Here is a 25,568-nt window from a genome sequence, read left to right as displayed (position 1 = left end):
ATGGATTTTAAAACAGATTTCAAACCATTAACGGTAGACCCAGATAAAATTTACGATTATAGTTTCTCGATTATTGCAGAGGAAATGGGCGATCATGATTTTTCGGAGGACGAGTGGAAGATTGTGCGCCGTATTATCCATGCTTCGGCGGATTTTGAGCTAGGTCGCAGTGTCATCATTACACCTGGTGCAATTGAAGCGGGGATTGAGTCCATCCTTGCCGGACGACATGTCATTGCAGATGTTCAAATGATTGAAAGTGGCTCTGGTAAAAAACGCTTCCAAAAGCATGGTGGCGATTTACATTGTTATATAGCGGATGAAGATGTCGCAGTAGAAGCGAAAAAACAAAATACAACTCGTGCCATCATTTCCATGCAAAAGGCTACAAAATTACATGAAGGTGGGATTTATGCAATTGGTAATGCGCCAACTGCCTTACTAGAATTGATTCGTTTAATTAAAGAAGGCTTAGCAAAACCAGATTTAATTATCGGTATGCCTGTCGGTTTCGTGTCAGCAGCCGAGTCAAAAGAAGAATTGCTGAAACTCGAAGGGATTCCGTACATTACCAATGTTGGTCGTAAAGGCGGTAGTACAGTGACGGTTGCCGCGTTAAATGCCATTTCACTATTAGCGGATGAACAGGCGAAAAAATAATGGAGCGGAAGCCAAAAAAGGATCCCAAGGACATGCGTCACGGTTATACAACGGGAGCCTGTGCAACTGCGGTAACAAAGGCTGCATTGCTCGCTCTGATTACAAAGGAAGAGCAGGAGACGAGTACCATTCATTTACCGATTGGTCGGGATGCAACCTTTACAATTGAAAAATGCATATTTGAAGAAAATGCTGTCAGCTGTGAAACGATTAAGGATGCTGGTGATGATCCTGATGCGACCCATCAGGCGCTTATTGTTGGCACAGTGAGCTGGGCTGATACACCTGGAATTCATTTAGATGGAGGGATTGGGGTCGGGCGTGTTACAAAGCCTGGCTTACCAGTGCCTGTTGGCGAGGCAGCCATTAATCCTGTACCACGTAAAATGATTCATAGCACGGTTCAAGGGGTATTAGACGAATTTCACATTACACGAGGCGTGAACGTAGTGATTTCCGTACCTAAAGGAGAAGAAATCGCTAAAAAAACGTTAAATGGACGACTTGGTATACTTGGAGGCATCTCAATTTTAGGCACAAGGGGAACCGTCGTGCCTTTTTCGAGTTCTGCGTATATGGCAAGTATTGTACAAGCCATTAGTGTAGCTAAAGAAGCTGGTTGTGAGCATTTAGTGGTAACGACAGGCGGTCGCAGCGAAAAATTTGCGATGAAACAATACCCCGATTTACCAGAAGAATCTTTTATTGAAATGGGTGACTTTGTCGGCTTTACTTTAAAACATTGTAAGCGACTCGGTATCAAACAAGTTTCTCTTGTCGGTATGATGGGGAAATTTTCTAAGGTGGCACAAGGTGTCATGATGGTTCATTCCAAAAGTGCACCAATCGATTTTAACTTTTTAGCACAACTTGCAGAGGATACAGGAGCAGATGGAGAAACAATAGCGCAAGTACGTGAGGCAAACACAGCGTCACAAGTTGGCGAAATCATGATGGAGAAGGGCTATGATGCATTCTTTCATCATTTATGTGAGGCGTGCTGTTATTCCTCTATCCATCATATAAAAGGTGGTTTAACACTTTCCACATCGATTTATTCGATGCAGGGACAATTATTAGGAAGGGCTGATGACATTGCATCGATCGATGAAATTGATTGGGATCGGGGATAACGGATTAGCAAGCTTATTTCCCCAATACCTCGAGTGGATTGAAGACTGTGAGGTACTTGTTGGTGGTGAGCGAGTACTGGATTTTTTCCCGAACTTTACAGGTGAAAAAATCAGCATTAAAGGGGGACTTTCAGCACTTGTTGAAAGATTATCTAAGGAAACAAGAAATACGGTAATCCTTGCCACTGGCGACCCATTATTTTATGGCATTGGGGGCTATCTCGCTAAAAAGCTAGATATTGAGGTTTATCCATATATGAGTTCTGTTCAGCTGGCCTTTGCGAAGATGGGAGAAAGCTGGCAGGATGCCTATGTCACAAGTATTCATGGCCGACCAATGAAAGGCTTGGCACAGCGTATCGATGGGAAAAAGAAAGTAGCGCTTTTAACGGATGCTGATAATAGCCCCAATGCGCTCGCTCGTTATTTAAAGCATTTTGGTATGACAGAATACCGAGCGTTTGTTGCAGAAAATTTACAGGGTGAAAACGAAAAATGTGGCTGGTATTCGTTAGATGAAATGGAAAGCGCTCATTATTCGCCATTAAATGTCGTGATTTTACAACAAATAATGGAACCGAAACGTTACACGCTTGGGATTGATGATGAAGAGTTTTCACAACGCAAGCCAGATAAAGGACTGATCACGAAAAAGGAAATACGTGTTTTAAGCTTACAGGCCATGCAGCTTCAACAGAATAGCATTATTTGGGATATTGGTACTTGTACGGGTTCTATGGCGATTGAGGCAGGAAAACTTGCGTCAGAGGGTCAAGTATTTGCTGTAGAGAAAAATGCACCTGATTTAGATAACTGTCTTCAAAATCAGCAAAAGTTCCGTGTTGATATCACAGCCATTCATAGTAAAGCACCAGAGGGATTAGACAGCTTCCCAGATCCTAATGCCATTTTCATTGGTGGTACGGGTGGCGAAATGGTGGAGTTACTACAGTTATGTTGTAGTCGTTTGAAGCCAAACGGTCGCATTGTCTTAAATGCAGCGACCATTGAAAATTTATATAAAGCGGTGGAAGCGTTTAAGGCTTGTGGCTTTGCGGTTGATATTTTACAGGCACAGCTTGCGCGCAGCAAACCTATTTTAGATATGACACGCTTTGTACCATTAAATCCAATTTATATTATTTCGGCTTATCGAAAGGAAGAAAATAATGAGTAATCTAGGTGTATTATACGGCTTGGGCGTTGGTCCTGGCGATCCAGAATTAATTACAGTCAAGGCGTTTCGTGTGATTCAGGAATCACCTGTTATTGCCTATCCAAAAAAGCTAAGAGGTAGTAAAAGCTATGCCCATCGCATTGTCGATGTTTATATTAATCCAGACGAAAAAGATATGCTTGGCCTTGTATTCCCTATGACCAAAGATGAGGCTGTCCTTGAACGTGAATGGACAAAATCAGTAGAACTTGTCTACGAAAAACTACAAGCTGGTAAGGATGTAGCCTTTGTAACAGAGGGAGATCCGTTACTATATAGTACGTTTATTCATATGATGAAGTTGATGCAGGACATGCATCCAGATGTAGAAATCCGTACGGTGCCAGGGATTTCTTCGTTCAATGGCTCCGCGTCTCGATTAGGGATTGCTTTAGCTGATGGCGATGACCGAGTGGCCATTATTCCTGCCCATGATGATTATGAAGCAATGCGTGAAGCCATTGAAAATCATGATGCCGTTGTCTTTATTAAAGTGGCAAAGGTGATCGATTTAATGCTAGAGGTGCTACGTGATCTAGATTTATTAGATAAAGCATCTGTCGTGACGAAGGTCACTTCTGATGAAGAAGTTATTTGGGATGTTCGTGAATTGGATGGTGTGGAATTAGAATATCTAACATTAATGGTGGTGCGTAAATAATGAAGAAAATCTATATAGTTGGCGCTGGTCCAGGTGATCCAGACTTAATTACAGTTAAAGGTTTACATATGCTGCAAACAGCGGACGTTGTCATGTACACAGATTCATTAGTGAGTGAAGAGCTTATTGCGAAAGCAAAACCTGATGCAGAGGTCATTCGAACTGCTGGCATGCATTTAGAGGAAATGGTGGCCGTTATGGTGGATCGTGTTAATGCTGGGAAAACAGTAGCTCGTATGCATACAGGTGACCCAGCGATGTATGGTGCCATCATGGAGCAAGTGGCTCTATTGAAAAAGGAAGGCATTGGGTATGAAGTGATTCCAGGGGTTAGCTCTGTTTTTGCATCAGCAGCGGCAATCGGTGCAGAGCTCACAATTCCTGATTTAACACAAACCCTCATTTTAACACGTGCAGAAGGACGTACACCTGTCCCAGAATTTGAAAAGCTACGTGACTTGGCGAGTCATCATTGTACAATTGCTTTATTCCTTAGTGCAACACTTACAAAAAAAATTGTTAAAGAATTACAAAGTGCTGGTTGGGCTGATGATACGCCAGTAGCAGTTATTCAACGTGCTTCATGGCCAGATCAAAAGATCGTACGTACGACTTTAATCGAATTAGATGAAGCAATGCGTGTAAATGGTATTCGTAAGCATGCAATGATTCTAGCTGGTTGGGCATTAGACCCGAATATTCATGATAAGGATCAATATCGTTCGAAGTTATATGATGCAACCTTTACACATGGCTTTAGAAAAGGTGTGAAGACAAGTGATTGAGTTACAGGAAGGTGTATTACCAGAGGTTGATCAACGCAATCCTTATGCGGTTGTCGCCATTACGAAGCATGGTGTTCAAATTGGACGTCGCCTGCAGCAAACCTTTGCAGCGAGTGATTTATATTATATGAGTAAATTTGAGCAAGGCGATGAAGCAGAAAAGCATATTCAATTATTTACAGGTACCGTGCGCTTGTTATTGCCAACGCTATTTAAACAATATAAAGGGTTGATTTTAATCATTTCGCTCGGTGCGGTCGTACGCATGATTGCGCCCATTTTAAAGGATAAAAAGACAGACCCTGGCGTTGTCGTAATTGATGATCGAGGCGACAATGTCATCAGCGTATTATCAGGGCATCTTGGCGGTGCCAATGAGCTAACGCATGAGGTGGCAGCGGCACTTGGTGCAAATCCAATTATTACAACAGCTTCTGATGTGCAAAAGACGATTCCTGTTGACTTATTTGGAGCCCGTTTTGGTTGGGTATGGGATAGTGCCGACAAATTGACACCAGTGAGTGCTTCCGTTGTAAATGAGGAGCATGTGGCAATTGTGCAGGAAACGGGTGAGCGCGATTGGTGGATGCGTGATACTGCCATGCCAGAGCAAATTAAAATCTATCCATCCACACAGGCAGCCATCGAGGCTAAACCTCATGCCACGCTATTAATAACGGATCGAATCATAGAACAAGAGGAAGAGATTCTTCTAGAAAACGGTGTTATTTATCGACCAAAATCTATTGTGCTCGGTATGGGCTGTAATCGTGGGACATCTGTGGAAGAAATTGAACAAGTGATTGATGAAACCTTGGCAGAGCTAAAGCTTTCGAAAAAAAGTGTGAAGGCATTATGCACGATTGATTTAAAAAAAGATGAGCAATGTTTTTTAGACATTACCAAGAAATATGATTGGGAGTTCGTCACTTATACCCCGGCGGAATTAAATCAAATCGAATTTCCTTCCCCTTCTGAAACAGTCTTTAAATATACAGGTGCCTATGGTGTGAGTGAACCAGCGGCTATGCGTTATGCACAGGTCAAGTCACTCCTATTAGAAAAGAAGAAATCGGGTAATGCTACGATTTCAGTTGCGAGATACCTATTTTAAGGAGGAAGTCCATGCAAACAAATCGTTTTGTACTAGCTGGTACGGGTAGTGGGGTAGGCAAAACTACTTTCACCATTGGACTGATGAAAGCACTACAAAATAAAGGAAAAGTAGTGCAGGGCTTTAAATGTGGCCCTGATTATATCGATCCAACGTATCATACGGCTGTAACAGGTAGAGTATCAAGCAATATTGATAGCTGGATGTTCTCCCATGAAGCAGTACGTGATATTGTGGCACGCGCAAGTATGGATGCGGATGTGTCCATTATTGAAGGGGTGATGGGCTTCTATGATGGCAAAAGTCCTTTATCAGATGCTGGCTCTGCCGCAGATATTAGTGTAGTGACAGAGAGTCCTGTTATTTTAATTGTTAATTGTGCAAGTATGGCTCGTAGTGTAGCAGCTGTTGTAAGAGGCTTCCAAGTTTTGTCAGATAAACCGAGGATCGTTGGCGTTATTGCGAACCAAGTGGGCAGTGTTGGTCATTATGAAATTGCCAAGGCGGCTATTGAACAAGAATGTGGCATTCCTGTCATCGGCTATTTAAAACGTGAACAAGGCATCGATATTCCGAGTCGTCATTTAGGGTTAGTACCCGCCATTGAAAGGGGAGAACTAGATTCATTTTTTGATAAACTAGGTGACCTTATGGCAGAAACGATTGACTTGGATCAATTACTTGACTTAACAAAAGCCCCTATCCTACATGAATCAGGTCACTTATTTGCTGAGGAGCCTTCACAAAATATTTGTATAGCGGTTGCAAGGGATGCAGCATTTAATTTTTATTATGAAGAAAACTTAGCTTTGCTACGTGCGAAAGGCGCGACATTACAATTTTTCTCTCCACTTGCCAATGAGCCTGTACCATCAGAAGCAGATGGCCTCTATATTGGTGGTGGCTTTCCTGAAGAATTCGCAGAGACATTGGCTTCACATACAGTCGTGAAAGACTCTATTCAAGACGCTATTGCCAAAGGACTGCCAACATTAGCGGAATGTGGTGGCTTTATGTATTTAACAGAGGCTATTACAAATAGTCAGGGTGAACGCTATGAAATGGTAGGTGTGATTCCAGGGGAAGTGGCCATGCAGACAAAGCTTGCAGCACTAGGCTATCGTGAAATTTTTGGCACAGCAGATAATTTCTTAATTGGTGTGGAGCAAGAAGCGAAGGGCCATGAATTCCATTATTCTAAATATAGTGGTACCCACAACACACCAGCCTACGAGACGATTGGTCGTTTTGGCAAAAAGCAAGAAGGCTATAAACAAGGGAATTTGGTGGCTGGTTATACACATTTCCATTTTGTATCAAACCCAAAGCTAGTTGACAATTGGTTAACAGCTTGTAAGAAGGTGAAAAATGATGACTAATTATTTTCCTATTCATATCAATCTAGAATATAAAACCGTAGTGATTGTAGGTGGCGGACACGTGGCAACGCAGAAGGTAGCCTCTCTATTACCCGCAAAGGCCCATATTGTCATAGTCAGTCCAACCCTACATGATACATTACAGCCACTTGCCGATTCGGGGCAAATTACTTGGAAGCAGAAGGAATTTGAACCACGTGATTTGGATGATGCCATTCTCATTATTGCTGCAACGAATGTGACGGCTGTAAACGAAGCTGTTCAAGAGGCGGCACAGCATTGGCAATTAATCAATCGAACGGATAGACAAAGTGAAAGTGATTTTATTACACCTGCTACTGTTCGTCGTGGCCCATTGGTGTTAACTGTTTCGACATCGGGAGCAAGCCCCAGTCTAGCACGCAAGATCAAAGCAGATTTAGAAGATCAATTCGATGATGCTTATGATGACTATGTATGCTTTTTACAGCAAGCTCGATTAATGATTGCTGCTAAGTATGACAAAGGTCCGCAAAGACGGGCGGCATTACAAGCATTGCTAGAGCCAAGCATTCTGGAATGGACACGTCATGGAGAGATTGATAAACGTGAAGCCTATTTACAACAACTTTTGATGGGAGCGAAGCAATGAAGGAAGGAATAGTATATATCGTTGGTGCAGGTCCTGGGGATCCGAAGCTCATCACTGTGTATGGTCTGGAATGTATTCAAAAAGCTGATGTGATTGCCTATGACCGTCTTGTGAATCCCACATTGCTCGACTTTGCAAAAAAGGATGCAGAGCTTGTTTATTGCGGTAAACTTCCAGGCAAGCACCACCTTATTCAAGATGAAATTAATGCCTTACTTGTTGAAAAAGCACAAGAGGGTAAATTTGTGACACGTCTGAAGGGTGGCGATCCATTTGTATTTGGACGTGGTGCTGAGGAAGCAGAAATATTAAAAAATCATGGCATAACCTATGAAATCGTTCCTGGTATTACAGCCGGCATTGCTGCAGCTGCTTATGCAGGGATTCCAGTGACACATAGAGACTTCGCGACAAGCTTTGCCCTAGTGACGGGGCATGGTCGTGAAGAAAAAGGACAGGATTTTTTGAATTGGCCAGCATTGGCTACAGGTATTGATACCGTCGCATTTTACATGAGTGTTGGAAATATTGCCTACATTGCTCGCAAATTAATTGAAAACGGACGTCAGGCCACAACGCCAGTAGCGGTCATTGAGTGGGGAACAACTGCTCAACAACGCACGATTACAGGACAGCTAGATGAGATAGCGGCCATTATTGAACGTGAAGGGTATCATAATCCTTCGATGATTGTCGTGGGAGAGGTAGTCAATGTACGTGAGAAAATTCAATGGTTTGAAGAGCAGGGATTAACCTTTTCATAATCATTTCTTAGAAGAGCACAAGGAGGAAGCAACATGACCGTTATCGAAGCATTAAAAAAGCGTAGAGCCATTCGAAATTACACAACACAACCAGTAGAGAAAGAAAAAATTGAGCAAATTTTACAAGCAGCCACCTATGCTCCGAATGACCGTATGCGTGAGCCTTGGCATTTTTATGTTATTCAAGATGAGGCAATGAAGCGTTATGAAGAAATGGCGAGTGCCTATTTACAAGAGCGTTTCCCCACAAAGCCGAACTTAGTGGAAAGCTCTTTAAAGGTTGTGCAAACAACGCCTGTAGCCATTGTTGTTACTGCAGACATTGTCGAAGGTGATACGGATGCGACAGAGGATAATGTTTTTGCCGTATGTAGTGCCATTATGTCCATGTGGCTCACTGCAGATGAGCTAGGTCTTGGTTTTGTTTGGCGTACACGTGGTGTTGGGCTCGTGCATGATTCACGTATGCATGCATTTATTGGTGCAAGTGCCTCTCAAAAAGTAGTCGGTACCATATTTATTGGCTATCCACAAGAGCAGGAGCAAAGCGACAAAAAGCGTACACCATTTGCAGAAAAGACAACATGGCTGTAAGGGGGCTACTCACATGGCAAGAAAAGGCTTGTTTTTAGTATATACAGGTGAAGGAAAGGGCAAAACAACGGCGTCTCTAGGTGTCACATTACGTGCAGTTGGCCGTGGCTTAAATGTGCGCTATATGCAGTTTATTAAATCACCTGAGCGTACGTACGGTGAGCAAATTGCCCTTCGCAAGTTAGGTGTGGAAATGGAGCAAATGGGTATCGGCTTTACATGGACAAAGACACCTGAAGAGCATCGTGCTGCCTTAGCTAAAGCATGGAAAAAAACGAAGGCCGCCCTGCAAGACGACAGTATTGATTTATTGGTGCTAGATGAACTAAACAATGCATTGGCTATCACCAAGTTTCCTATCGATGATGTCCTTCCACTAACAGAAGTCATAGAGGCGATCCAGCAACGTCCATCGACGATGCATTTGGTGGTCACAGGTCGAAGCGCGAACCCTGCCTTAACGGCAATGGCTGATTTAGTGTCAACCATCGACGCAACAAAGCATTACTATGATGAAGGCATCCCAGCGGTGAAAGGGCTAGAATTTTAAAGCCCTTCACGATTGCTGGGTGAAAAATATACGCGCGGCGCGAAAGTCTCGATCAATCGGAGAATACTCGGAGCGGAGAGAAATACTCGCGCTTGCCCAAAGAATACTCGCGGAGCGGAGAGAAATACTCGCGCTTGCCCAAAGAATACTCGCGGAGCGAAGGGAAATACTCGCGCTTGCCCAAAGAATACTCGCGGAGCGGAGAGAAATACTCGCGCTTGCCCAAAGAATACTCGCGGAGCGAAGGGAAATACTCGTGCTTGCTCCGAGAATACTCCCGAAATGAAGGCAAACCCGCACAGCTCTAATACAATATACTGCGTTACACCAATAATGACGGAGGAAAGTGACTATGCCAGCTAAATCGATTATGATTCAAGGAACGGCTTCCGATGTTGGAAAAAGTATGATTTGTACGGCACTTTGTCGTATATTTTCGGATGATGGACTAAGTGTTGTCCCGTTTAAATCGCAAAATATGGCTCTTAATTCGTTTGTTACGAAGGATGGTGGCGAAATCGGCCGTGCACAAGGGGTGCAGGCAGAGGCAGCCCGTGTTATTGCGACGACTGATATGAATCCTATTCTGCTGAAACCGAAGCAAGATATGATGTCTGAGGTCATCGTCCATGGTAAGCATTTTTTAAATATGGATGCCAAAAGCTATCGCAATAATTTTGTGCAAGAGGCAATGCCAATCGTTGAAAAATCTGTCCGTACGCTACAAAATACATATGATGTCATTGTCCTAGAGGGGGCAGGTAGCCCAGCTGAAATTAACTTAAAGGATCGCGATATTGCTAATATGCGAATGGCACATTTAGCAGATGCAGCGGTAGTGCTTGTTGCTGATATAGATCGTGGTGGGGTCTTTGCCTCGATTGTTGGTACACTGGCGTTGCTAGATGATGAAGAGCGCGCCCGTGTTAAGGGATTAATCATCAATAAATTTAGAGGCATGCGTGAATTATTAGATGATGGTCTTGAATGGGTGGAAAGAGAAACAGGTATCCCGGTGCTTGGTGTGATTCCTTATGTCAATATCAATATTGAAGCAGAGGATTCCCTCGCATTATCGTCATTACGCTTTAAAAAGCCAAAACCAGGCGAATTTACTGTCGATGTAGCGATGATTCGTTTACCCCGTATTTCAAACTTCACTGATATTGATCCCTTTTTCGATGAGCCAGAAGTAGGTGTACGTTTAATTGGCAATGTCCATGAGCTAGGCACACCGGATTTGCTTATACTGCCAGGAACAAAAAGTACAATGGATGACTTAGCTTGGTTAAAAGCACAGGGCTTCGATCAAGCTATTACCCATTTACGTGAGCGCGGCACAAAAATTATTGGCATTTGCGGTGGTTTCCAAATGCTTGGTGAAACATTACTAGACCCTGAAGCAGTGGAGGGAAATGGTGAAGCTGCAAATGGTCTTGGGCTATTGCCAATGGAAACGATTTTTGTAGGCACTAAAAAAACGGTACAAATGACAGGAACAAGAGGGCAGGATACATTGACGGGCTATGAAATACATCTAGGACGTACGAAAATTTTACGTGATGAAGTATCACCTTTTCTACTGCTAGAGGATGGTCGAGAAGATGGCGCAGTGAGTCATGATGAGCAAGTGATTGGTACGTATTTTCATGGCGTGTTCCATAATCGCACCTTTACTCGTCAGCTTGTCAATGAAATACGAGTGAAAAAAGGGTTAATGGCTTTACCGAATGATGTAAAAAGTGATGCAGAACGAAGAGAGGACGCCTATAATATGTTAGCCGACCATGTTCGAGCAAATCTGGATATGAAAAAAATATATGAAATTTTATCTTTAGAGGTATCTATATGACAAGAAAAGGACCATTAGCCATTAATTATGAGGCATTATGGCAGGAGGGCATGAAAGACTGGCATGGAATGATGCCGGAGCGCATGGTCAATGATCAGTTAGAGGAGCAATTTTGGGCTCAATCCGTTGCACGTAAAAAAATAGGACAAACTGATCCTTATGCCCAACGCATTTTTCAGGAGCTTCAAAAAAGTATTGAGCCACAGCATTCTGTATTAGAAATTGGGCCAGGATGGGGTAATTATACGTTTCCATTGGCTGAGCGAGTGGACAAGCTAACCTGTGTGGATAGCTCTGAAAGCATGCTGCATTACTTACAACAGTGTATGCCTCATCAGGAGCATGTTTCATATGTTCATGCGAAATGGGAAAGTCTAGAAAGTGATGAAATTGAGCCACATGATATCGTTTTGGGCGTGAATTGTTTTTATCGGATGTATGAAATTAAAGCCGCCTTATCCCATATGAATCGGCTTGCGAAAAAGCGTGCTATCATTGGCATGACGACAGGTCCTATTCAGCCTCACTATGAGCGGTTATATGAAAAGTATGGCTATGATATTAAGTTTCCTCGTAGAGATTATATAGAATTTTTAAATCTACTGTATGAGATGAATATTTATGCGGATTGTCAAATTATCCCTTTGGAACGTGTCTATGAATATGAAAGCTATGAACAGCTTGTTACAACGCAAAGTAAAAAAATTTTAACGGCAAATGTCCAGCAAGCACATGTGGAAGAAGCTCTCTCACCTTTTATTGAAGAAAAAGAGGGACGCTATTATTATCGTCATGACTTTCATGCAGCCCTTGTCTCATGGCAACCAAAATAAAAGAGAAACCTTTGGAGAAATCTGAACTGCTCCCTGTCAAGTAGACAGTGGAAATAATAAAAATGCTTTAAGCGGCTTGAATCCTGTATTCTAAGAGGCCACTGAAAAACTTGCGTTTTTTATAAATAAATTCGTTTTAGAAAAAGATAGGGCGCTTCTTGTTCAATTTTGAACAGGAAACGCCCTATCTTTTTCACCTATTTATTACCCTTTTCCATTCAGAAGCTTTAAGATTCTTTTTAGATTGACAGCGAATATCGTCGTTGCTCCCTGAATTTGCATGCCAAATGAACCCGCAGCCGATGCTTGATCGTACCCGTGTTTATTTTTTAACTCACTATTTTTTGCTTCGATTTTATAACGTTCTCGAGCTAAGCGTTTAAATTCTTCTGTTTCTTGAAAAGCTTGTTGGTCTAAATGTTCTTCTGATTTAATGGCAACAGAATAGGTCTTAGTTTTTGCACCTTCTTTAAAACACCCTTCTCGGAGTGGACAGACCTTACATTTTTCAATGTCAAAAAAATAAACCATTCTTGCACTTGCTCCTGGGTGTGAATCTGGTTTTTTACTTTTTCTATTTGCTAAATGTCCTGCTGGACATACAAATAAACCTGCATCTTTATTAAAGTCAAATCCTTTTCCGTTTCCTCGCCCATTTTGAGTAATCATTGGATTTAACTTAGAAATCAGTTGAATGCTTTGTTCTTTTGTATAAAGTAAATTGTTTTTCCCTGAATAAGCTGTGTCAGCGATGACTGTTTCAACTTCCATTCCTGTTACTTTACTTTTTTCAATCAGTTCTTGTAGATAATGTCCATCTGATTTTTCACCTGTTGTAACGACTGCTGCTGTAATTATACGTTCATCACTAATTGCTAAATGTGTTTTATAACCAAAGAAAGAACTGTCTGCTGTTTTATGTCCTACTCGTGCATCGGTGTCTGTTGAATAATTTAGATGTTCTTGCGTATCTTCTACAGCTTCTTTTAACACGTTCAATTTTTCCTTTACAGCTGGTAGATGAGCGATTTGTGGTTTATTTTCAATAATGGCAATCAATCTTTCACAGTAAGTTAATTCATCTTTTACTTCGTTAGAAGTATTCTTCTTTGGAAATTTTTCTTTCATGGATTTATCAAATTGATACACTGCTTTGCGGGTATATTTTGATTTTTCTTGTAAAAATTCTTTCGGTGATTTTTGGTTATAACGTGCTTTGGTATGTGTTGCGTCCACAATGATTGTTTTACTTTTGATAATGTTCTTTTCGAGTGCGATTTCAACTGTTTTTCCAATGAGCATATCTAATAAACTTACATTTTGAAGACGCAGTCTTCGGAATTTTGTGAGTGAACTTGAATCAATCACGTCATCTTCTGGCGCCATACCTAAAAAATACTTGAAAGACATGTCATATTTTGAACGTTCGACAAGGTCTACATCAGATACATTAAAAATGGCTTTTAACAATAAGTACTTAAACATTCGAATCGGAGGAATCGCATTTCTTCCATTGTCTAAACAATATTTTGTTTTCAATTCTTCTAAAATGAATGAGAAATCCACTAGTTCGTTAATTTGACGAAGCATATTATCTTTTGGCACGACAATATCGTAAATGGCCATATATGGACTTAAGTTGAAAGTCTCTTGGTTTGAAATCATTGGGAACACCACCTGCATTTAGTCACTCAATTATAAATTAAAAAGGCGAGGTATTCGACGATTCAATCGTCGAATACCTCGCTAAGTGGAACCAGATGAAGTTTTTCAGTGGCCTCGTATTCTAAAGGACTCAAGCCGTTTAGTGTTTCTTGATAACGATCATTGTTATAGAATTTGATATATGTATCGATAGCGTGTTTTAGTGCCTCATATGTCTCAAACTTCTGTAAATAATACTTCTCTACTTTTAATGTGCCCCAAAATGCTTCAATTGGTCCATTATCGATGCAGCGACCTACTCTCGACATGCTATGTACTATTTCGGCTTCTTGTATGATTTGCTTAAACTGTTTCGAGGTATATTGAAAGCCACGATCACTGTGTAAAATCGGACATTCATCTTCAGCTAACCCTTGAATTGCCGGTTTGATGGTATTAAATACGAGTCCATTGTTATTCGAATGCCCTAAAACATAGCTCACAATTGATTTATCATACAAATCAATAACAGCACTTAAATATGCTTTTTTACCTTGTCCATATTTAAATTCCGTTACATCTGTACACCATTTTTGATTTGGTTTTTCCGCAGTAAATTTGCGTGCTAATACATTTTTTGCCACATAATTCGGCTTTGATTTTCTATATCTTTTTGGCTTACGACGAATAACTGCTTTGAGTTCACAAATCTGCATCAGGCGATAAATCCGTTTTTTATTGATTTTGGCTAACCCTTCTTTTTCTCGTTGACGGTTGATTGTCATTGTCATTCGGCGGTAGCCGTAAATACCATTTATTTGCGTATAAAGGTGCTGAATGGACTCTACTAACTGTTGATTCTCCATTTCTCGCTCTGCTGGTTGGCGATTTATCCATTTATAATAGGCTGCACGTGAAACTTGAGCGATTTCACATAGTAAAATGATCGATAAGTTCTCGTTCTCTGCTAATTCTTGAATCGCCAGATAACGACTCTGAATACGAATTTTGCTTAACGACGCCTCCTTTCGATTTCCTCTAACTTTTTTAAGAATAAATTTTCTGCACGTAATCGTTCATTTTCACGTTCCATCTGTTGAATTTTCAAGCGTAATTCATCTTCTGATGTACGTGCTTCTACTGGCTTCGTACAACCACGTCGATCTTGAAGTGCCTCTTCTCCGTTCAACTCAAACTTACGTATCCATTGATACACCTGCTGGTAGGACACCTCATATTGAGCTGCCGTTTCTTGATAATTTTTTCCGTTCGTGAGGCAAGCCTTCACGATTTCAATGCGCTCTTCTACCGTTGTTTTTCTTCCTTTAGTCATAGTTTGGCTCATTCCTTTACCCGAATCTTTTAATTCACTATGACTAGTATAGATTTTCAACCACTTTTTGAATACCGATAAGTCGCTAATCCCGTACTTTGAAAGAAGCTCTAACATCGTATAGTTACCTGATAGATAATCCACCACAGCCTTCTCTTTGGCCTCTTTAGCGTAGAACTTGTTTTTAGTTGGTCGATTAAGTGCTTCAGCTCCACCATCAATAAATTTAGTATGCCAAACTCTTAAAGTACTGAGACTAACGGAAAACATTCGACAAACTTCTTCTTTTGTATAAAGACTTTCCTCTACATATTGAATCGCTAATAATTTTGTCTCTGTTGCAAATCTCTTATTAGACATAAAAACTCCCCATTGGTAAACAGATTTTATTTTTTAATCTGTCTACCTAACGGGGAGCATATCAAATCTGTTCACCAAGGGTTTTTCTTATTGGGTATGTTAAGGTACAATAAAACGATAGAAACAAGAAGTGAGGTGGCATATGTGCAACTACATTTTTTAGGGACAGGCGCAGGCATGCCTTCAAAAGAGCGAAATACGAGTGCATTGATGATCAAGTTATTAGATGAAGTGAGCGAAATGTGGCTATTTGACTGTGGGGAGGCTACACAACATCAAATCCTACACACATCGTTAAAGCCGCGTAAAGTAACAAAAATTTTTATTACACATTTACATGGCGACCATATTTTTGGATTGCCAGGGTTTTTAAGCTCTCGTTCCTTTCAAGGAGGGGATGAGCCTTTAACGATCTTTGGTCCCCCAGGTTTACAGCAATGGATTGAACAAACATTAGCCTTATCTAAAACCCATTTAACGTATCCACTGTATTTTGTAGAAGTGCAAGAAGGGATTATTTTTGAGGATGCTCATTTTACAATTTATGCACAGGAATTGCGCCATGTTGTACCATGCTATGGTTATCGTATTGAACAAAAGGATTTACCTGGTGAATTATTAATCGACAAGGCACAGGCACTTGGTGTTCCTAAAGGCCCTTTGCTTGGTCAATTAAAAAATGGTTACGATGTCGTGCTTGAAAATGGGCATGTGATTCAAGCAAAAGACGTTGTTGCCCCCTCAAAAAAGGGCTTCACACTGACGATTTTGGGCGATACGAAATATTGCGAAGAGGCCATTCAATTATCAAGGGATGCTGACATCATTGTACATGAAGCGACCTTTGATGGGACACTGACTGCTTTAGCAGCCAGCTATGGTCATGCCACCAATGTGGAAGCCGCAAAAGTCGCACAGCAAGCTGGCGCAGACTACTTGCTTTTAAATCATTTAAGTGCCCGTTTTCTTCCACAGGATTTACCACAATTTTTGGCAGAAGCACAAGCAATTTTCCCCCAAACATTACTAACATCCGATCAAGCCATTTTTACTTGGCAAAATAATAAATTAATCTAAACTAATTTAAAAAACATCTATTGATTGACATGCAACTAATAGATGTTTTTTATATATAGTTCTTACTATCACTATTTTCAGTTCGACTCATGGAATGTTTGTTACTAGCCAAGGAGAAAGATATTTGTTCAGAAGGCTAAACATCAAGCGGAAATATAAAAGTATAACTACATTGATCAACCAATTAAATACAACAGTAGAAAAACGCCAACGATTTGCAGGTAAATATAGCGTTTAAAAGGAAAAATATAGTACAATCGATCCTTCACTTCCCGTATAATTGAAAAAAGGGGTGTGGTTTAATTGAATCAACAAAAGATGCCGCCAGCACTATTGCGATTAATTGTTATTTTTCCAAACGTGCTGAGCTATTTATTACTATTCGGATTAATTATTTTTGTCATCTCGAATTATGAAACGCTAAAAGCAACAAATAATTTAACCGTTTGGATTATTTTTATTGTCGTATTAGCACCTGCTGCTGCCTACACGACTTTTAGTATTGTGAAGAAAATTCGGGCAGGTCATATGTAGCTCATCCGTGTTGTTATTAGAATGTATTCTAGTAACAACACATTTTTTTTTGACAAGTTCAAAGGGCTATTGAATTTCTGCTGTCTCTGTATAGCAAGAAGGAGCCAAGTGCCAAATAGCCATCATCTCCTTGACGCATAAAAATAGTTTATCGAGAGAAACTAATGGAAGAAGAAGCTTCACAATTTTAGAAAAGAGAGGTGCTTTTTATGAATCCAATAAATTGTGATTTTTCACCAATGAAAGAAACATTAAAAGATGAGCTTCTCCAAGTGATTATGTCCTTACAGCAAAGTGTGCAAGAAATGGATACAGATGCAAATTGTCTCCTTGGCAATTTTGAGAAAATTAAAGAGAGATTTATGACAATTGAAATGAAAGCCGCGACGTTTTATTTAAATTGTTATCTTTCCCCATTTACAGAAAAGTATCCGGAATTATCACATAGTGTGCAAAATATGTCGTTGAGAAGACATGGTGGTTTAATCGTCATCCAACGACAGGATTCGTTAGTGAATTTGATGCAGCCCGGTATTCATATTGGTGCAGATTTAACGCATTCCTTATTAGAATCCATTTTCTTTCCAGGTAATCCATTACATGATGGAGCGGTGCTCGTCAATCAAAATCAAATTGAATCGGCAGCGAATGTACTGCCATTATCAGACCGTCAGACTGGTGAAAAAAAATTAGGAACAAGACATCGTGCAGCGTTAGGATTAAGTGAAGTAAGTGATGCACTTGTGATGGTCGTCTCAGAAGAAACAGGTAGGATTTCTTTTGCTTTTCAGGGAAATTTATACCCGATTACATCACCTGGCATCATATAGGGACTCTCCTCTGTAAAACAATATCTCAAATTCGAGATATTGTTCTTGCAATGTTATCACTTGCGTGGTAAAGTGATAACTGAGGGGAGGATGAAGTCATGAGAAATCATACATTAGGCACATTAACATGGATTCGTATGATGCGCTTTACAACGCAAAGTAACCAGTTATCGAATGAATTTTTAAAGCGTTTCGATTTAACAACGGCACAATTCGATGTGTTAATCCAAATCCAAACGTATGCACCGATCACTCAATCTCAATTAGCAGAGAAAGTAACAGTTACACAAGGTGGCATGTCTCGCATGCTTGCCCGACTTGAAAAAGAGGGACTAATCGAGCGTAAACAAAATTGGAAGACCAAAGCTATCTCATTGACGGCAAAAGGGGAGCAAATGATTGATGCAGCAACACCAAGTCAACTTCACTTCCAATCCTCATTTTTTGAAGAAGTATTATCAGATGAAGAAATAAAATCTTTATATAAAGTGATGACAAAGCTTGAAAAGCATAGCCGAGAAAAAAAATTGCCGCCCGTGTAATTTTTTTTACAACATCACTTGCTTAGTCAGGTGAAAAAGGAGGAACAGTAGGATGAATAAATTAAATGGACACCATCATATATCCATGCTAACGAAAAATGGCAAACAGAATAATCATTTTTATACAACTATTTTAGGGTTACGACGTGTGAAAAAAACAGTGAATCAAGACTCACCATCTATGTATCACTTATTTTATGGTGACTTAACTGGAGCAGCTGGTACAGAATTAACATTTTTTGAAATGCCCGTTGCAGGACGTACAGTGCGGGGCACGAATGCTATTACTCGTATTGGCTTACTTGTACCTAGCTCCGAAAGCTTACTATATTGGAAAGAACGCTTTCAACAGCTAGAGGTAGAACATAGCGATATCACTACTTATGCAGGCAAAGAGGCTTTGTTTTTTGAAGATCATGAGGGATTACGAATGGTGCTGTTAAATCATCAGGGGCATGATACGCCTGCACAATGGCAAGCATGGGATGGCAATGATATACCGGAGGAACATCGTATTTTAGGTATGGGGACTGTTGAAATCACTGTACGCTATTTACAAAGAACCGTGAATTTACTACAAGATTTATTTCACTATACAGTTGTTGCAGAAACGGACAAAGAAACGATTCTGCAATCGATAGAAGGAGAAGTGCTTGGAGAAATTGTCGTCAAAGAATTAGAAGGGCCAAGCGAGAAACCTGGTAAAGGCAGTATTCACCATCTTGCATTACGTGTAGCAACGGTCGAGGAATTACAGGAATGGGATACGAAAATTAAGGCACAGGGTTTGGATAGTACAGGTGTCGTCGATCGTTATTATTTCCAAAGTCTTTATTTCAGAGATCGCAACGGTATTTTATTTGAAATGGCGACAGAGGGTCCAGGGTTTACTGTGGATTCAGCAGTCGAAGATCTTGGAAAAGAGCTAGACCTTCCACCCTTTTTAGAAAAGAAACGTGCAGAAATTGAAGCCATTTTAGAACCACTAGAATAAGGAGAGATGAAACATGATGGAAAAATATCGTATCGATCAATCAAAAGGATTGGAATTTGGGCTGTACTCTTTAGGGGATCATATTCCAAACCCATTAACAGGCGAACGTATTTCTGCTCAGCAACGACTAAAAGAGCTAGTAGAGGCTAGTCAATTGGCTGAACAAGCAGGCATTGAAGTATTCGGTATTGGTGAGAGTCATCAATCGTACTTTACAACACAGGCACATACAGTCGTGTTAGGGGCTATTGCACAGGCAACGTCCAATATTAAATTATCTAGTTCAGCAACTGTATTAAGTGTTTCAGATCCAGTACGAATCTATGAGGATTTTGCCACAATTGATTTAATATCAGATGGTCGAGCGGAAATTGTAGCGGGACGTGGTTCACGTGTAGGAGCTTACCAATTGCTGGGTATTGATTTACAGGACTATGAAGAAATTTTTGAGGAAAAATTAGAGCTACTTATGAAAATCAATGACGAGGAGCTGGTGACATGGGAAGGGCAATTTCGAGCACCACTTCACCATGCACAAATTTTACCACAGCCCCAAAACGGCTCCTTACCGATTTGGCGAGCAGTTGGTGGTCCACCTGCCAGCGCTATTAAAGCAGGATATATGGGAATTCCGATGATGCTTACAACATTAGGTGGACCTGCTATCAATTTTAAACCATCTGTTGATGCCTATCGAGAAGCGGCAGAACGCAAAGGTTTTGACCCAAATGAATTACCTATTGCCACAACAAGCTTGTTTTATGTAGCAGATACAACAAAAGAGGCATTGCAAGGCATGTATCCACATTTAAATGGTGGTTTCCAAGCCATTCGTGGCGGAGGTTATCCAAAGCAACAATTTGCTCAAGCACCCGATACACGTGATGCTTTAATGGTTGGCAGTAAAGAGCAAATTATTGAAAAACTACTTTATCAGTACGAGCTATATGGCATGCAACGCTTTATGGCACAAATCGATTTTGGTGGCGTACCATTCGATAAAATCATGAAAAATATTGAAATCATCGGTCAGGATATTATTCCAGCGATGAAAAAATATACAGCAAAATAAGGAGTGGCTCATCATGAAAATTGTCGCGCTTGCAGGTTCTATTGTCGGCTCTAAAACAAGAACAGCAACACAGAAAATAGTTGAGATGTTACAAGAAAAATATCCACAGCATGAAGTAACATTACTGGATCTTGCTGACTATCAACTAGTTTTTAGTGATGGACGTAATTACTTCGACTACGAAGGCGATACAAAATATGTGACAGAAACCATTATGGCTGCAGATGCAATTGTTATTGGGACGCCAACATTCCAAGCATCGATTCCAGCGACATTAAAAAATATCTTTGACCTTTTACCTGTCAATGCCTTCCGCGATAAAGTCATCAGTGTCATTATGACAGCGGGTACATCCAAGCATTATTTAATGGTGGAACAGCAACTAAAGCCGATACTAGCTTATATGAAAGCGCACATCGTTCCGACCTATGTATTTATAGAAGAAAAGGATTTTTTACGCAAAGAAATTGTTAACGATGATGTCCTTTTTCGACTAGCACGGTTAGCAGAGGATACAGTCATGGTAGCAGATGCCTTTGCAGAAATTCGGGCAAAAAAAGATGCAGAATATGATTTTTAAAGATTAATAGATGAAACGCTGTGTAAGTAGTCTGACACAGCGTTTCTTTTTGCGTCTAAGCTAACTATTTGACCATTCAAACCATCGTGCATGCCCATCTGGACGCGGCATTGTACGTATGGATATGATAGTACCTTGATCTATAAAATCTTGATGAAGTTTTGTATCAAATAAATTGTTATAGCAATGATAAAGAGGCCTCCCCATGCTAATTTCTTTTAATTGCTCTATTAATTTATGACGCAATTCAATGGGGATTTGATTTGCGACATGTGTATGATAAATCACTAACATCGCCTCTTGCTCAATTATTCGACTAAGCTTTTTAATCAGTTGAATCGCATCCCCTTTTATTAACTGAATATCTAATTGATTGATGATGGGGAGGGCCTGTTGGAATAATATTCTACGTTCATGATGTTCAGGCCAAATTAACGCTTGAAGCCATTGACTTTCCACTTTATTTCCAAGATTAATTGGGTTTAAATCGATCCCTATTCTTTGACAAACAATAGGAGATTGGGAAAGGGAGGTAGGCAGTGTTTCACCACGATTTTCCGAGAATAACATATAATCATTTTCCGTATTGATAATGGATAATTGTTGATTGTAGCAATAATTGTAGTGATCCATACCAAGCTGAAGTCCTGCACTTGCGCCTATTTCAATGAAAGCCAATGGTTGTTGATGTTTGGCATAGATTTCAGTCATCATTGGGTAGAGATAGGCACAACGTCGAATTTCATTTGTTTGTACAAGCTTTTCTTGAAACAATGTCGTTAATTCATTTGTATGTGATAGTACGAATGCTTTAAAAATAGGGAACACCTCCTGTATTGGATGAGGGGAGGGTGTTAAAGATGCATAATAATTGGTCAAAGGATCATTGGATGTAGCTAATAAATAATGAACTGCTGCCAACAATAAATTGGGCGCAGGCTGATCCTGTGGGATTAAGGAGGCAATGTCTAACAAATCTTCATCATTGGCAATTTTAGTAGCTAAGTGTTCATAAAGGGGGCTTGAGCCTTGACATTCCTGTTGAGCAAACATCTGAAATTGACGACTTAATATAGTGTGCGGCATATGATTCTCTCCTTTTTACATACATAATCAAGTTCATCATCAGTCTAATATTATTGTATAATTTAGTAAATTAAATATATTTAATAAATTTAATTAATATTTTTAATCACTGAGGTGAGATTTTGGAATATAAATGGTTACAATCTTTTATCGTCGCAGCCCAGACTTGTAATTTTCGTACAGCAGCGGAACAACTTCATTTATCTCAACCAAGTATTACGGTTCATATTCAGCAGTTAGAAGAATTTTTGCATGTACAATTATTTAAGCGCGAAAAAAATCGTGTGCAATTAACAGACGCTGGAAAGCTTTTTCAAGTAGAGGCACAGCATATGGTCAATCAGTGGGAACAAAGCATTGAACGTATTCGATTAGCAAGTAAAGGTATTCAAGAAAAAATCATTATGGCTATGACCCCGTTAATGGTTGAAACGATTCTGCCGCATGTGATCTATCAATTTATCAATGACAATCCTTCACTTGAGATATCAATTTTAGTAGAGGATTCAGCTAAAATAGAGGATTTAGTCAATCAAGATCAAGCTCATATTGGTATTTCATTATTACCAACACGTTATCGACATTGGCATCAAGAGCTGCTGATTGATAGTCCATTAGAGTTAGTAATCCCCCTAGATGCCTATGATGATGAAACAGGCACTTATATTGATTATGAGGAGTTATTTCAAACGTATACTTTATTTACGCATCATCATCCAACAATTTGGGGAGAGCTATTACGTAAATTAAGAGAAACATATATTTTAACGAAGCAAGTATCCATTTCTCAATCTTATGTGGTAAAAAGGCTAATAAAGGATGGGTTGGGGATGTCGTTTTTACCTCGTATGATTGTGAGAAAAGAACGGATGGAGGGACGGTTTAATATAGTTCCTTTTGAAGATTTCCCATTACCGAGTGTACCCGTATACCTCTTTTATAAGGAATCTACACAAGTACCAGATGGATTATTAGATTTATTGCAAACAAGAAATTATTTATAATTCACAAGATGGTCAAAAATGATTTTGAAATGATGCTGTTCAGTGTAAGGGTTTTCATAGACTTTGTCGAATTGTGGTATGATCGTTTTTAAAGAGTAGGAGGTCAATAAACATGGTATTTTCTCTATTTAAAAAAAAGAAAGAACAACAGCAGCTAAAAAATAGAGTGGAGTTTTGTATCACTAATTTATCACTTGGTGCGGCAGATGCGTATGATGAATTAGTAGAACGGGATGATATTGAGATAGAGGAATCTGGTTGTACTTCTCACTGTGAAATCTGTGAACAAAGTATTTTTGCGCTAGTTAATGGAGAAGTCGTGACAGCAGAGGACGCAGAGACATTGGTGCAGGCTATTGATGAAGAATTAAAACAAAACCCACTTTTCTAATGAAAAAACAGCTTGCGGGATAACAAGCTGTTTTTTCACTGCAAATCAATTTACCAACCGCGCACGTATTGTACGGGAGGTTGCACTTCTTCGCCTAATTCTTTAGCCGCATGAAGTGGCCAATAAGGGTCTCGTAATAAAACGCGTGCTAAGAAAATTAAATCTGCGCGATTATTTTGGAGAATTTCTTCTGCTTGAACAGCTGTTGTAATAAGTCCAACTGCGCCAGTAGGGATGTTTGCCCCATGCTTAATGGCCTCTGCATGCGATACTTGATAGCCTGGAAAGACATGAATAGCTGCTGGTACAACACCGCCTGTTGATACATCAACCAAATCAACACCTTGAGATTTCATCCAGCGACTAAAAACAATAAAATCTTCCATTGTTGTGCCATCCTCAGCGTAATCTTCTGCAGATACACGTACCAATAATGGCCCATCCCACACACTGCGAATCGCATCGATAACTTGACGAAGGATACGATAACGGTTTTCCTGTGAACCACCGTATTGATCTTGACGTTTATTTGTCGCAGGTGATAAAAACTCGCTAATTAAATAGCCGTGTGCCCCATGAATCTCGAGCACATCAAAGCCAGCCTTTGTGGCACGAACAGCTGCTTGTTTAAACGCTTCTATTACATAAAGAATGTCCTCTTCTGTCATTTCTATTGGTGTTTTATAGTCTGAGCTAAAGGCAATAGCTGATGGAGCAAAAATTTCGCCATCCACCGTTGCTTTGCGACCAGCATGTGCAAGCTGGATGCCTGTTTTAGCGCCGTAAGCCTTCATCCCTTCAACTAGTTGACTTAATCCTTCAATATGTGCATCATCCCAAATGCCTAAATCTTTATTGGAGATGCGGCCTTCTGGCACAACACCAGTAGCTTCCAAGATGATTAACCCAACTTGACCAGCTGCTCGTGTCGCATAATGGACTAAATGAAAAGGTGTCACCATGCCATCGTCTTGCGCTGAATACATGCACATAGGTGCCATAACAATGCGATTTTTTAAGGAAATGGATTGTAATGCATATGGTTCGAATAATTTACTCAAAATAAAGCCCCCTAATTCCTAGTGATACACTCTATTTTGCACATAATATTAACCATTTGCAAGTGAACGAGATCGAGCTTCCGCTTCTTTAATACATGCTTCGATGGCTTCATTAAATTGATATTGCTCTAGTGCCTGAATACCAGCCTCCGTCGTACCGCCAGGGCTCGTTACTTTTTTCCGCAAAACATCCGGCTCATCTACCGATTGCTTGAGCATTTCAGCAGTACCTGCCAGTGTTTGAGTCATTAGTAATCGTACAGTATCTTTAGAAAGACCAACTTTTGTTCCTACTCTTTCAAAGGCTTCCATTAAATAATAAATATACGCAGGACCACTACCAGAAAGGGCTGTAACTGCATGTAATTGATCCTCATCGACTTCAATAACGGAGCCGACAGCCTCTAATAACTGGAGGAAAAGAATACGCTGTGCCGCCGACACCTCATTATTGAATGCTATCCCACTTGCTGACATACCGATTGTGGCAGATGTGTTAGGCATCACCCGTGCAATTGGACGACTTCCTAAAAATTTAGTAATCGTCTCAATAGCAATACCGGCTAGAATCGACAGAACGGCAGAGTGCGTTGTAATTTTAGGTTTTAGATCGCGCATGGCTGCAACAGCATCCTTTGGCTTCATTGCTAAAATGATAAGATCTGCCTGTTGATAAATGGCTTGATCAAACAGGCACTGGACTCCATATGTTTCGTGTAAGAACTGTAAACGTTCTTTGTCAGAGCGATTGGTGACATAGATTTCCTGTGGTGTAAACACCTTTTGTTTTATCCAGCCCTGCATCAATGCTTCTGCCATTGAGCCTGCACCGATAAATACTATTTTTTTCATAAACAAAACCTCCAGTTCAAAATAAAAAAGCGCTCT

Annotated in this window: 27 protein-coding genes; 22 read left to right on the top strand and 5 right to left on the bottom strand. The window is 40.2% G+C overall.

All coding sequences use genetic code 11. From position 1 onward, the window contains the following. From MKY46_RS13935 to MKY46_RS13875, 13 genes are all read left to right on the top strand, one after another. Positions 1-660, top strand: coding sequence for a precorrin-8X methylmutase (locus MKY46_RS13935; RefSeq protein WP_058844515.1), 660 nt, complete (start codon positions 1-3; stop codon positions 658-660). Further along, entirely contained in the window at positions 660-1,793 is a 1,134-nt protein-coding gene (locus tag MKY46_RS13930) for a cobalt-precorrin-5B (C(1))-methyltransferase (protein ID WP_036120040.1), read from the top strand. The genes MKY46_RS13935 and MKY46_RS13930 overlap by 1 nt, the downstream gene beginning before the upstream one ends. After that, a complete protein-coding gene (cbiE, locus tag MKY46_RS13925; protein ID WP_089934739.1) occupies positions 1,750-2,970 on the top strand; it encodes a precorrin-6y C5,15-methyltransferase (decarboxylating) subunit CbiE in 1,221 nt (406 codons plus the stop codon). Before MKY46_RS13930 ends, cbiE begins: the two co-directional genes overlap by 44 nt. After that, the gene (gene cobI, locus MKY46_RS13920) at positions 2,963-3,670 is read left to right on the top strand and encodes a precorrin-2 C(20)-methyltransferase (RefSeq protein ID WP_036120046.1); all 708 of its coding nucleotides are present in this window, start codon (positions 2,963-2,965) and stop codon (positions 3,668-3,670) included. Before cbiE ends, cobI begins: the two co-directional genes overlap by 8 nt. Beyond that, complete coding sequence (gene cobM, locus MKY46_RS13915; protein WP_141903645.1) at positions 3,670-4,455, top strand: precorrin-4 C(11)-methyltransferase; 786 nt, start codon at positions 3,670-3,672, stop codon at positions 4,453-4,455. Before cobI ends, cobM begins: the two co-directional genes overlap by 1 nt. Then, positions 4,448-5,569, top strand: coding sequence for a cobalt-precorrin 5A hydrolase (locus tag MKY46_RS13910; protein ID WP_340809187.1), 1,122 nt, complete (start codon positions 4,448-4,450; stop codon positions 5,567-5,569). Before cobM ends, MKY46_RS13910 begins: the two co-directional genes overlap by 8 nt. Positions 5,570-5,580: 11 nt before the next feature. After that, positions 5,581-6,948, top strand: coding sequence for a cobyrinate a,c-diamide synthase (locus MKY46_RS13905; protein WP_340834535.1), 1,368 nt, complete (start codon positions 5,581-5,583; stop codon positions 6,946-6,948). Further along, a complete protein-coding gene (locus tag MKY46_RS13900; protein ID WP_340834532.1) occupies positions 6,941-7,579 on the top strand; it encodes a precorrin-2 dehydrogenase/sirohydrochlorin ferrochelatase family protein in 639 nt (212 codons plus the stop codon). The genes MKY46_RS13905 and MKY46_RS13900 overlap by 8 nt, the downstream gene beginning before the upstream one ends. Further along, a complete protein-coding gene (gene cobA / locus MKY46_RS13895) occupies positions 7,576-8,343 on the top strand; it encodes a uroporphyrinogen-III C-methyltransferase (protein ID WP_340834530.1) in 768 nt (255 codons plus the stop codon). Before MKY46_RS13900 ends, cobA begins: the two co-directional genes overlap by 4 nt. A gap of 33 nt (positions 8,344-8,376) precedes the next feature. Beyond that, a complete protein-coding gene (locus MKY46_RS13890) occupies positions 8,377-8,937 on the top strand; it encodes a nitroreductase family protein (RefSeq protein WP_036120059.1) in 561 nt (186 codons plus the stop codon). 13 nt (positions 8,938-8,950) lie between these two features. Continuing rightward, the gene (locus MKY46_RS13885) at positions 8,951-9,487 is read left to right on the top strand and encodes a cob(I)yrinic acid a,c-diamide adenosyltransferase (RefSeq protein ID WP_058844520.1); all 537 of its coding nucleotides are present in this window, start codon (positions 8,951-8,953) and stop codon (positions 9,485-9,487) included. Positions 9,488-9,839: 352 nt separating this feature from the next. Continuing rightward, entirely contained in the window at positions 9,840-11,339 is a 1,500-nt protein-coding gene (locus tag MKY46_RS13880) for a cobyric acid synthase (RefSeq protein WP_036120068.1), read from the top strand. Further along, the gene (locus MKY46_RS13875) at positions 11,336-12,172 is read left to right on the top strand and encodes a class I SAM-dependent methyltransferase (protein WP_036120072.1); all 837 of its coding nucleotides are present in this window, start codon (positions 11,336-11,338) and stop codon (positions 12,170-12,172) included. Before MKY46_RS13880 ends, MKY46_RS13875 begins: the two co-directional genes overlap by 4 nt. 204 nt (positions 12,173-12,376) lie before the next feature. Here MKY46_RS13875 and MKY46_RS13870 read toward each other — a convergent pair whose 3' ends face one another. Together MKY46_RS13870 and MKY46_RS13865 are read right to left on the bottom strand one after the other, a co-directional pair. Next, positions 12,377-13,837 (bottom strand): IS1182 family transposase, encoded by a 1,461-nt coding sequence (locus MKY46_RS13870; protein WP_340833939.1) that lies wholly within the window; start codon positions 13,835-13,837, stop codon positions 12,377-12,379. A 62-nt stretch (positions 13,838-13,899) separates the two neighbouring features. After that, positions 13,900-15,509 (bottom strand): IS3 family transposase gene (locus MKY46_RS13865; protein WP_340834527.1). Its coding sequence is split into 2 segments (ribosomal slippage): positions 13,900-14,867 and positions 14,867-15,509, totalling 1,611 coding nucleotides; the frame shifts between segments, so codons are not numbered across the junction. Between the two features lie 144 nt (positions 15,510-15,653). Between MKY46_RS13865 and rnz the strand changes: the two genes are divergently transcribed. The 7 genes from rnz to MKY46_RS13830 all read left to right on the top strand — a co-directional run bounded on the left by rnz (position 15,654) and on the right by MKY46_RS13830 (position 21,138). Continuing rightward, a complete protein-coding gene (rnz, locus tag MKY46_RS13860; protein WP_340834526.1) occupies positions 15,654-16,586 on the top strand; it encodes a ribonuclease Z in 933 nt (310 codons plus the stop codon). Between the two features lie 303 nt (positions 16,587-16,889). Further along, positions 16,890-17,120, top strand: coding sequence for an acyl-phosphate glycerol 3-phosphate acyltransferase (locus tag MKY46_RS13855; protein ID WP_141903651.1), 231 nt, complete (start codon positions 16,890-16,892; stop codon positions 17,118-17,120). Positions 17,121-17,329: 209 nt separating this feature from the next. Continuing rightward, on the top strand, positions 17,330-17,950 hold the full coding sequence (gene cdaS / locus MKY46_RS13850) for a sporulation-specific diadenylate cyclase CdaS (RefSeq protein ID WP_036120087.1): 621 nt from the start codon (positions 17,330-17,332) through the stop codon (positions 17,948-17,950). Between the two features lie 98 nt (positions 17,951-18,048). Further along, positions 18,049-18,492, top strand: coding sequence for a MarR family winged helix-turn-helix transcriptional regulator (locus tag MKY46_RS13845; RefSeq protein WP_036120090.1), 444 nt, complete (start codon positions 18,049-18,051; stop codon positions 18,490-18,492). 52 nt (positions 18,493-18,544) lie between these two features. Then, positions 18,545-19,486, top strand: coding sequence for a ring-cleaving dioxygenase (locus tag MKY46_RS13840; protein WP_036120093.1), 942 nt, complete (start codon positions 18,545-18,547; stop codon positions 19,484-19,486). A 16-nt stretch (positions 19,487-19,502) separates the two neighbouring features. Next, the gene (locus tag MKY46_RS13835) at positions 19,503-20,558 is read left to right on the top strand and encodes an LLM class flavin-dependent oxidoreductase (protein ID WP_036120147.1); all 1,056 of its coding nucleotides are present in this window, start codon (positions 19,503-19,505) and stop codon (positions 20,556-20,558) included. A 13-nt stretch (positions 20,559-20,571) separates the two neighbouring features. Beyond that, the gene (locus MKY46_RS13830) at positions 20,572-21,138 is read left to right on the top strand and encodes an NADPH-dependent FMN reductase (protein WP_036120095.1); all 567 of its coding nucleotides are present in this window, start codon (positions 20,572-20,574) and stop codon (positions 21,136-21,138) included. Between the two features lie 60 nt (positions 21,139-21,198). Here the strand turns inward: MKY46_RS13830 and MKY46_RS13825 are convergent, their stop codons facing one another. Then, the gene (locus MKY46_RS13825; protein ID WP_036120098.1) at positions 21,199-22,224 is read right to left on the bottom strand and encodes a DUF2332 domain-containing protein; all 1,026 of its coding nucleotides are present in this window, start codon (positions 22,222-22,224) and stop codon (positions 21,199-21,201) included. 122 nt (positions 22,225-22,346) lie between these two features. On the opposite strand from MKY46_RS13825, the gene MKY46_RS13820 reads away from it, so the two are divergent. Beyond that, on the top strand, positions 22,347-23,228 hold the full coding sequence (locus MKY46_RS13820) for a LysR family transcriptional regulator (RefSeq protein ID WP_036120103.1): 882 nt from the start codon (positions 22,347-22,349) through the stop codon (positions 23,226-23,228). Positions 23,229-23,340: 112 nt separating this feature from the next. Next, positions 23,341-23,619, top strand: a complete 279-nt coding sequence (locus MKY46_RS13815; RefSeq protein WP_080717045.1) for a DUF1450 domain-containing protein — start codon at positions 23,341-23,343, stop codon at positions 23,617-23,619. A 50-nt stretch (positions 23,620-23,669) separates the two neighbouring features. Here MKY46_RS13815 and namA read toward each other — a convergent pair whose 3' ends face one another. Together namA and proC are read right to left on the bottom strand one after the other, a co-directional pair. Next, the gene (gene namA / locus MKY46_RS13810) at positions 23,670-24,680 is read right to left on the bottom strand and encodes an NADPH dehydrogenase NamA (protein ID WP_340809179.1); all 1,011 of its coding nucleotides are present in this window, start codon (positions 24,678-24,680) and stop codon (positions 23,670-23,672) included. 48 nt (positions 24,681-24,728) lie between these two features. Next, entirely contained in the window at positions 24,729-25,532 is an 804-nt protein-coding gene (gene proC, locus MKY46_RS13805; protein ID WP_058844529.1) for a pyrroline-5-carboxylate reductase, read from the bottom strand. Positions 25,533-25,568 lie beyond the last annotated feature (36 nt).

This window comes from Lysinibacillus sp. FSL M8-0355 (assembly GCF_038008985.1).
Taxonomy (GTDB): Bacteria; Bacillota; Bacilli; order Bacillales_A; family Planococcaceae; genus Lysinibacillus; species Lysinibacillus fusiformis_D.
The sequence above is the reverse complement of the archived record's forward strand: the minus strand, read 5'-3'. Positions and strand labels throughout refer to the sequence as shown.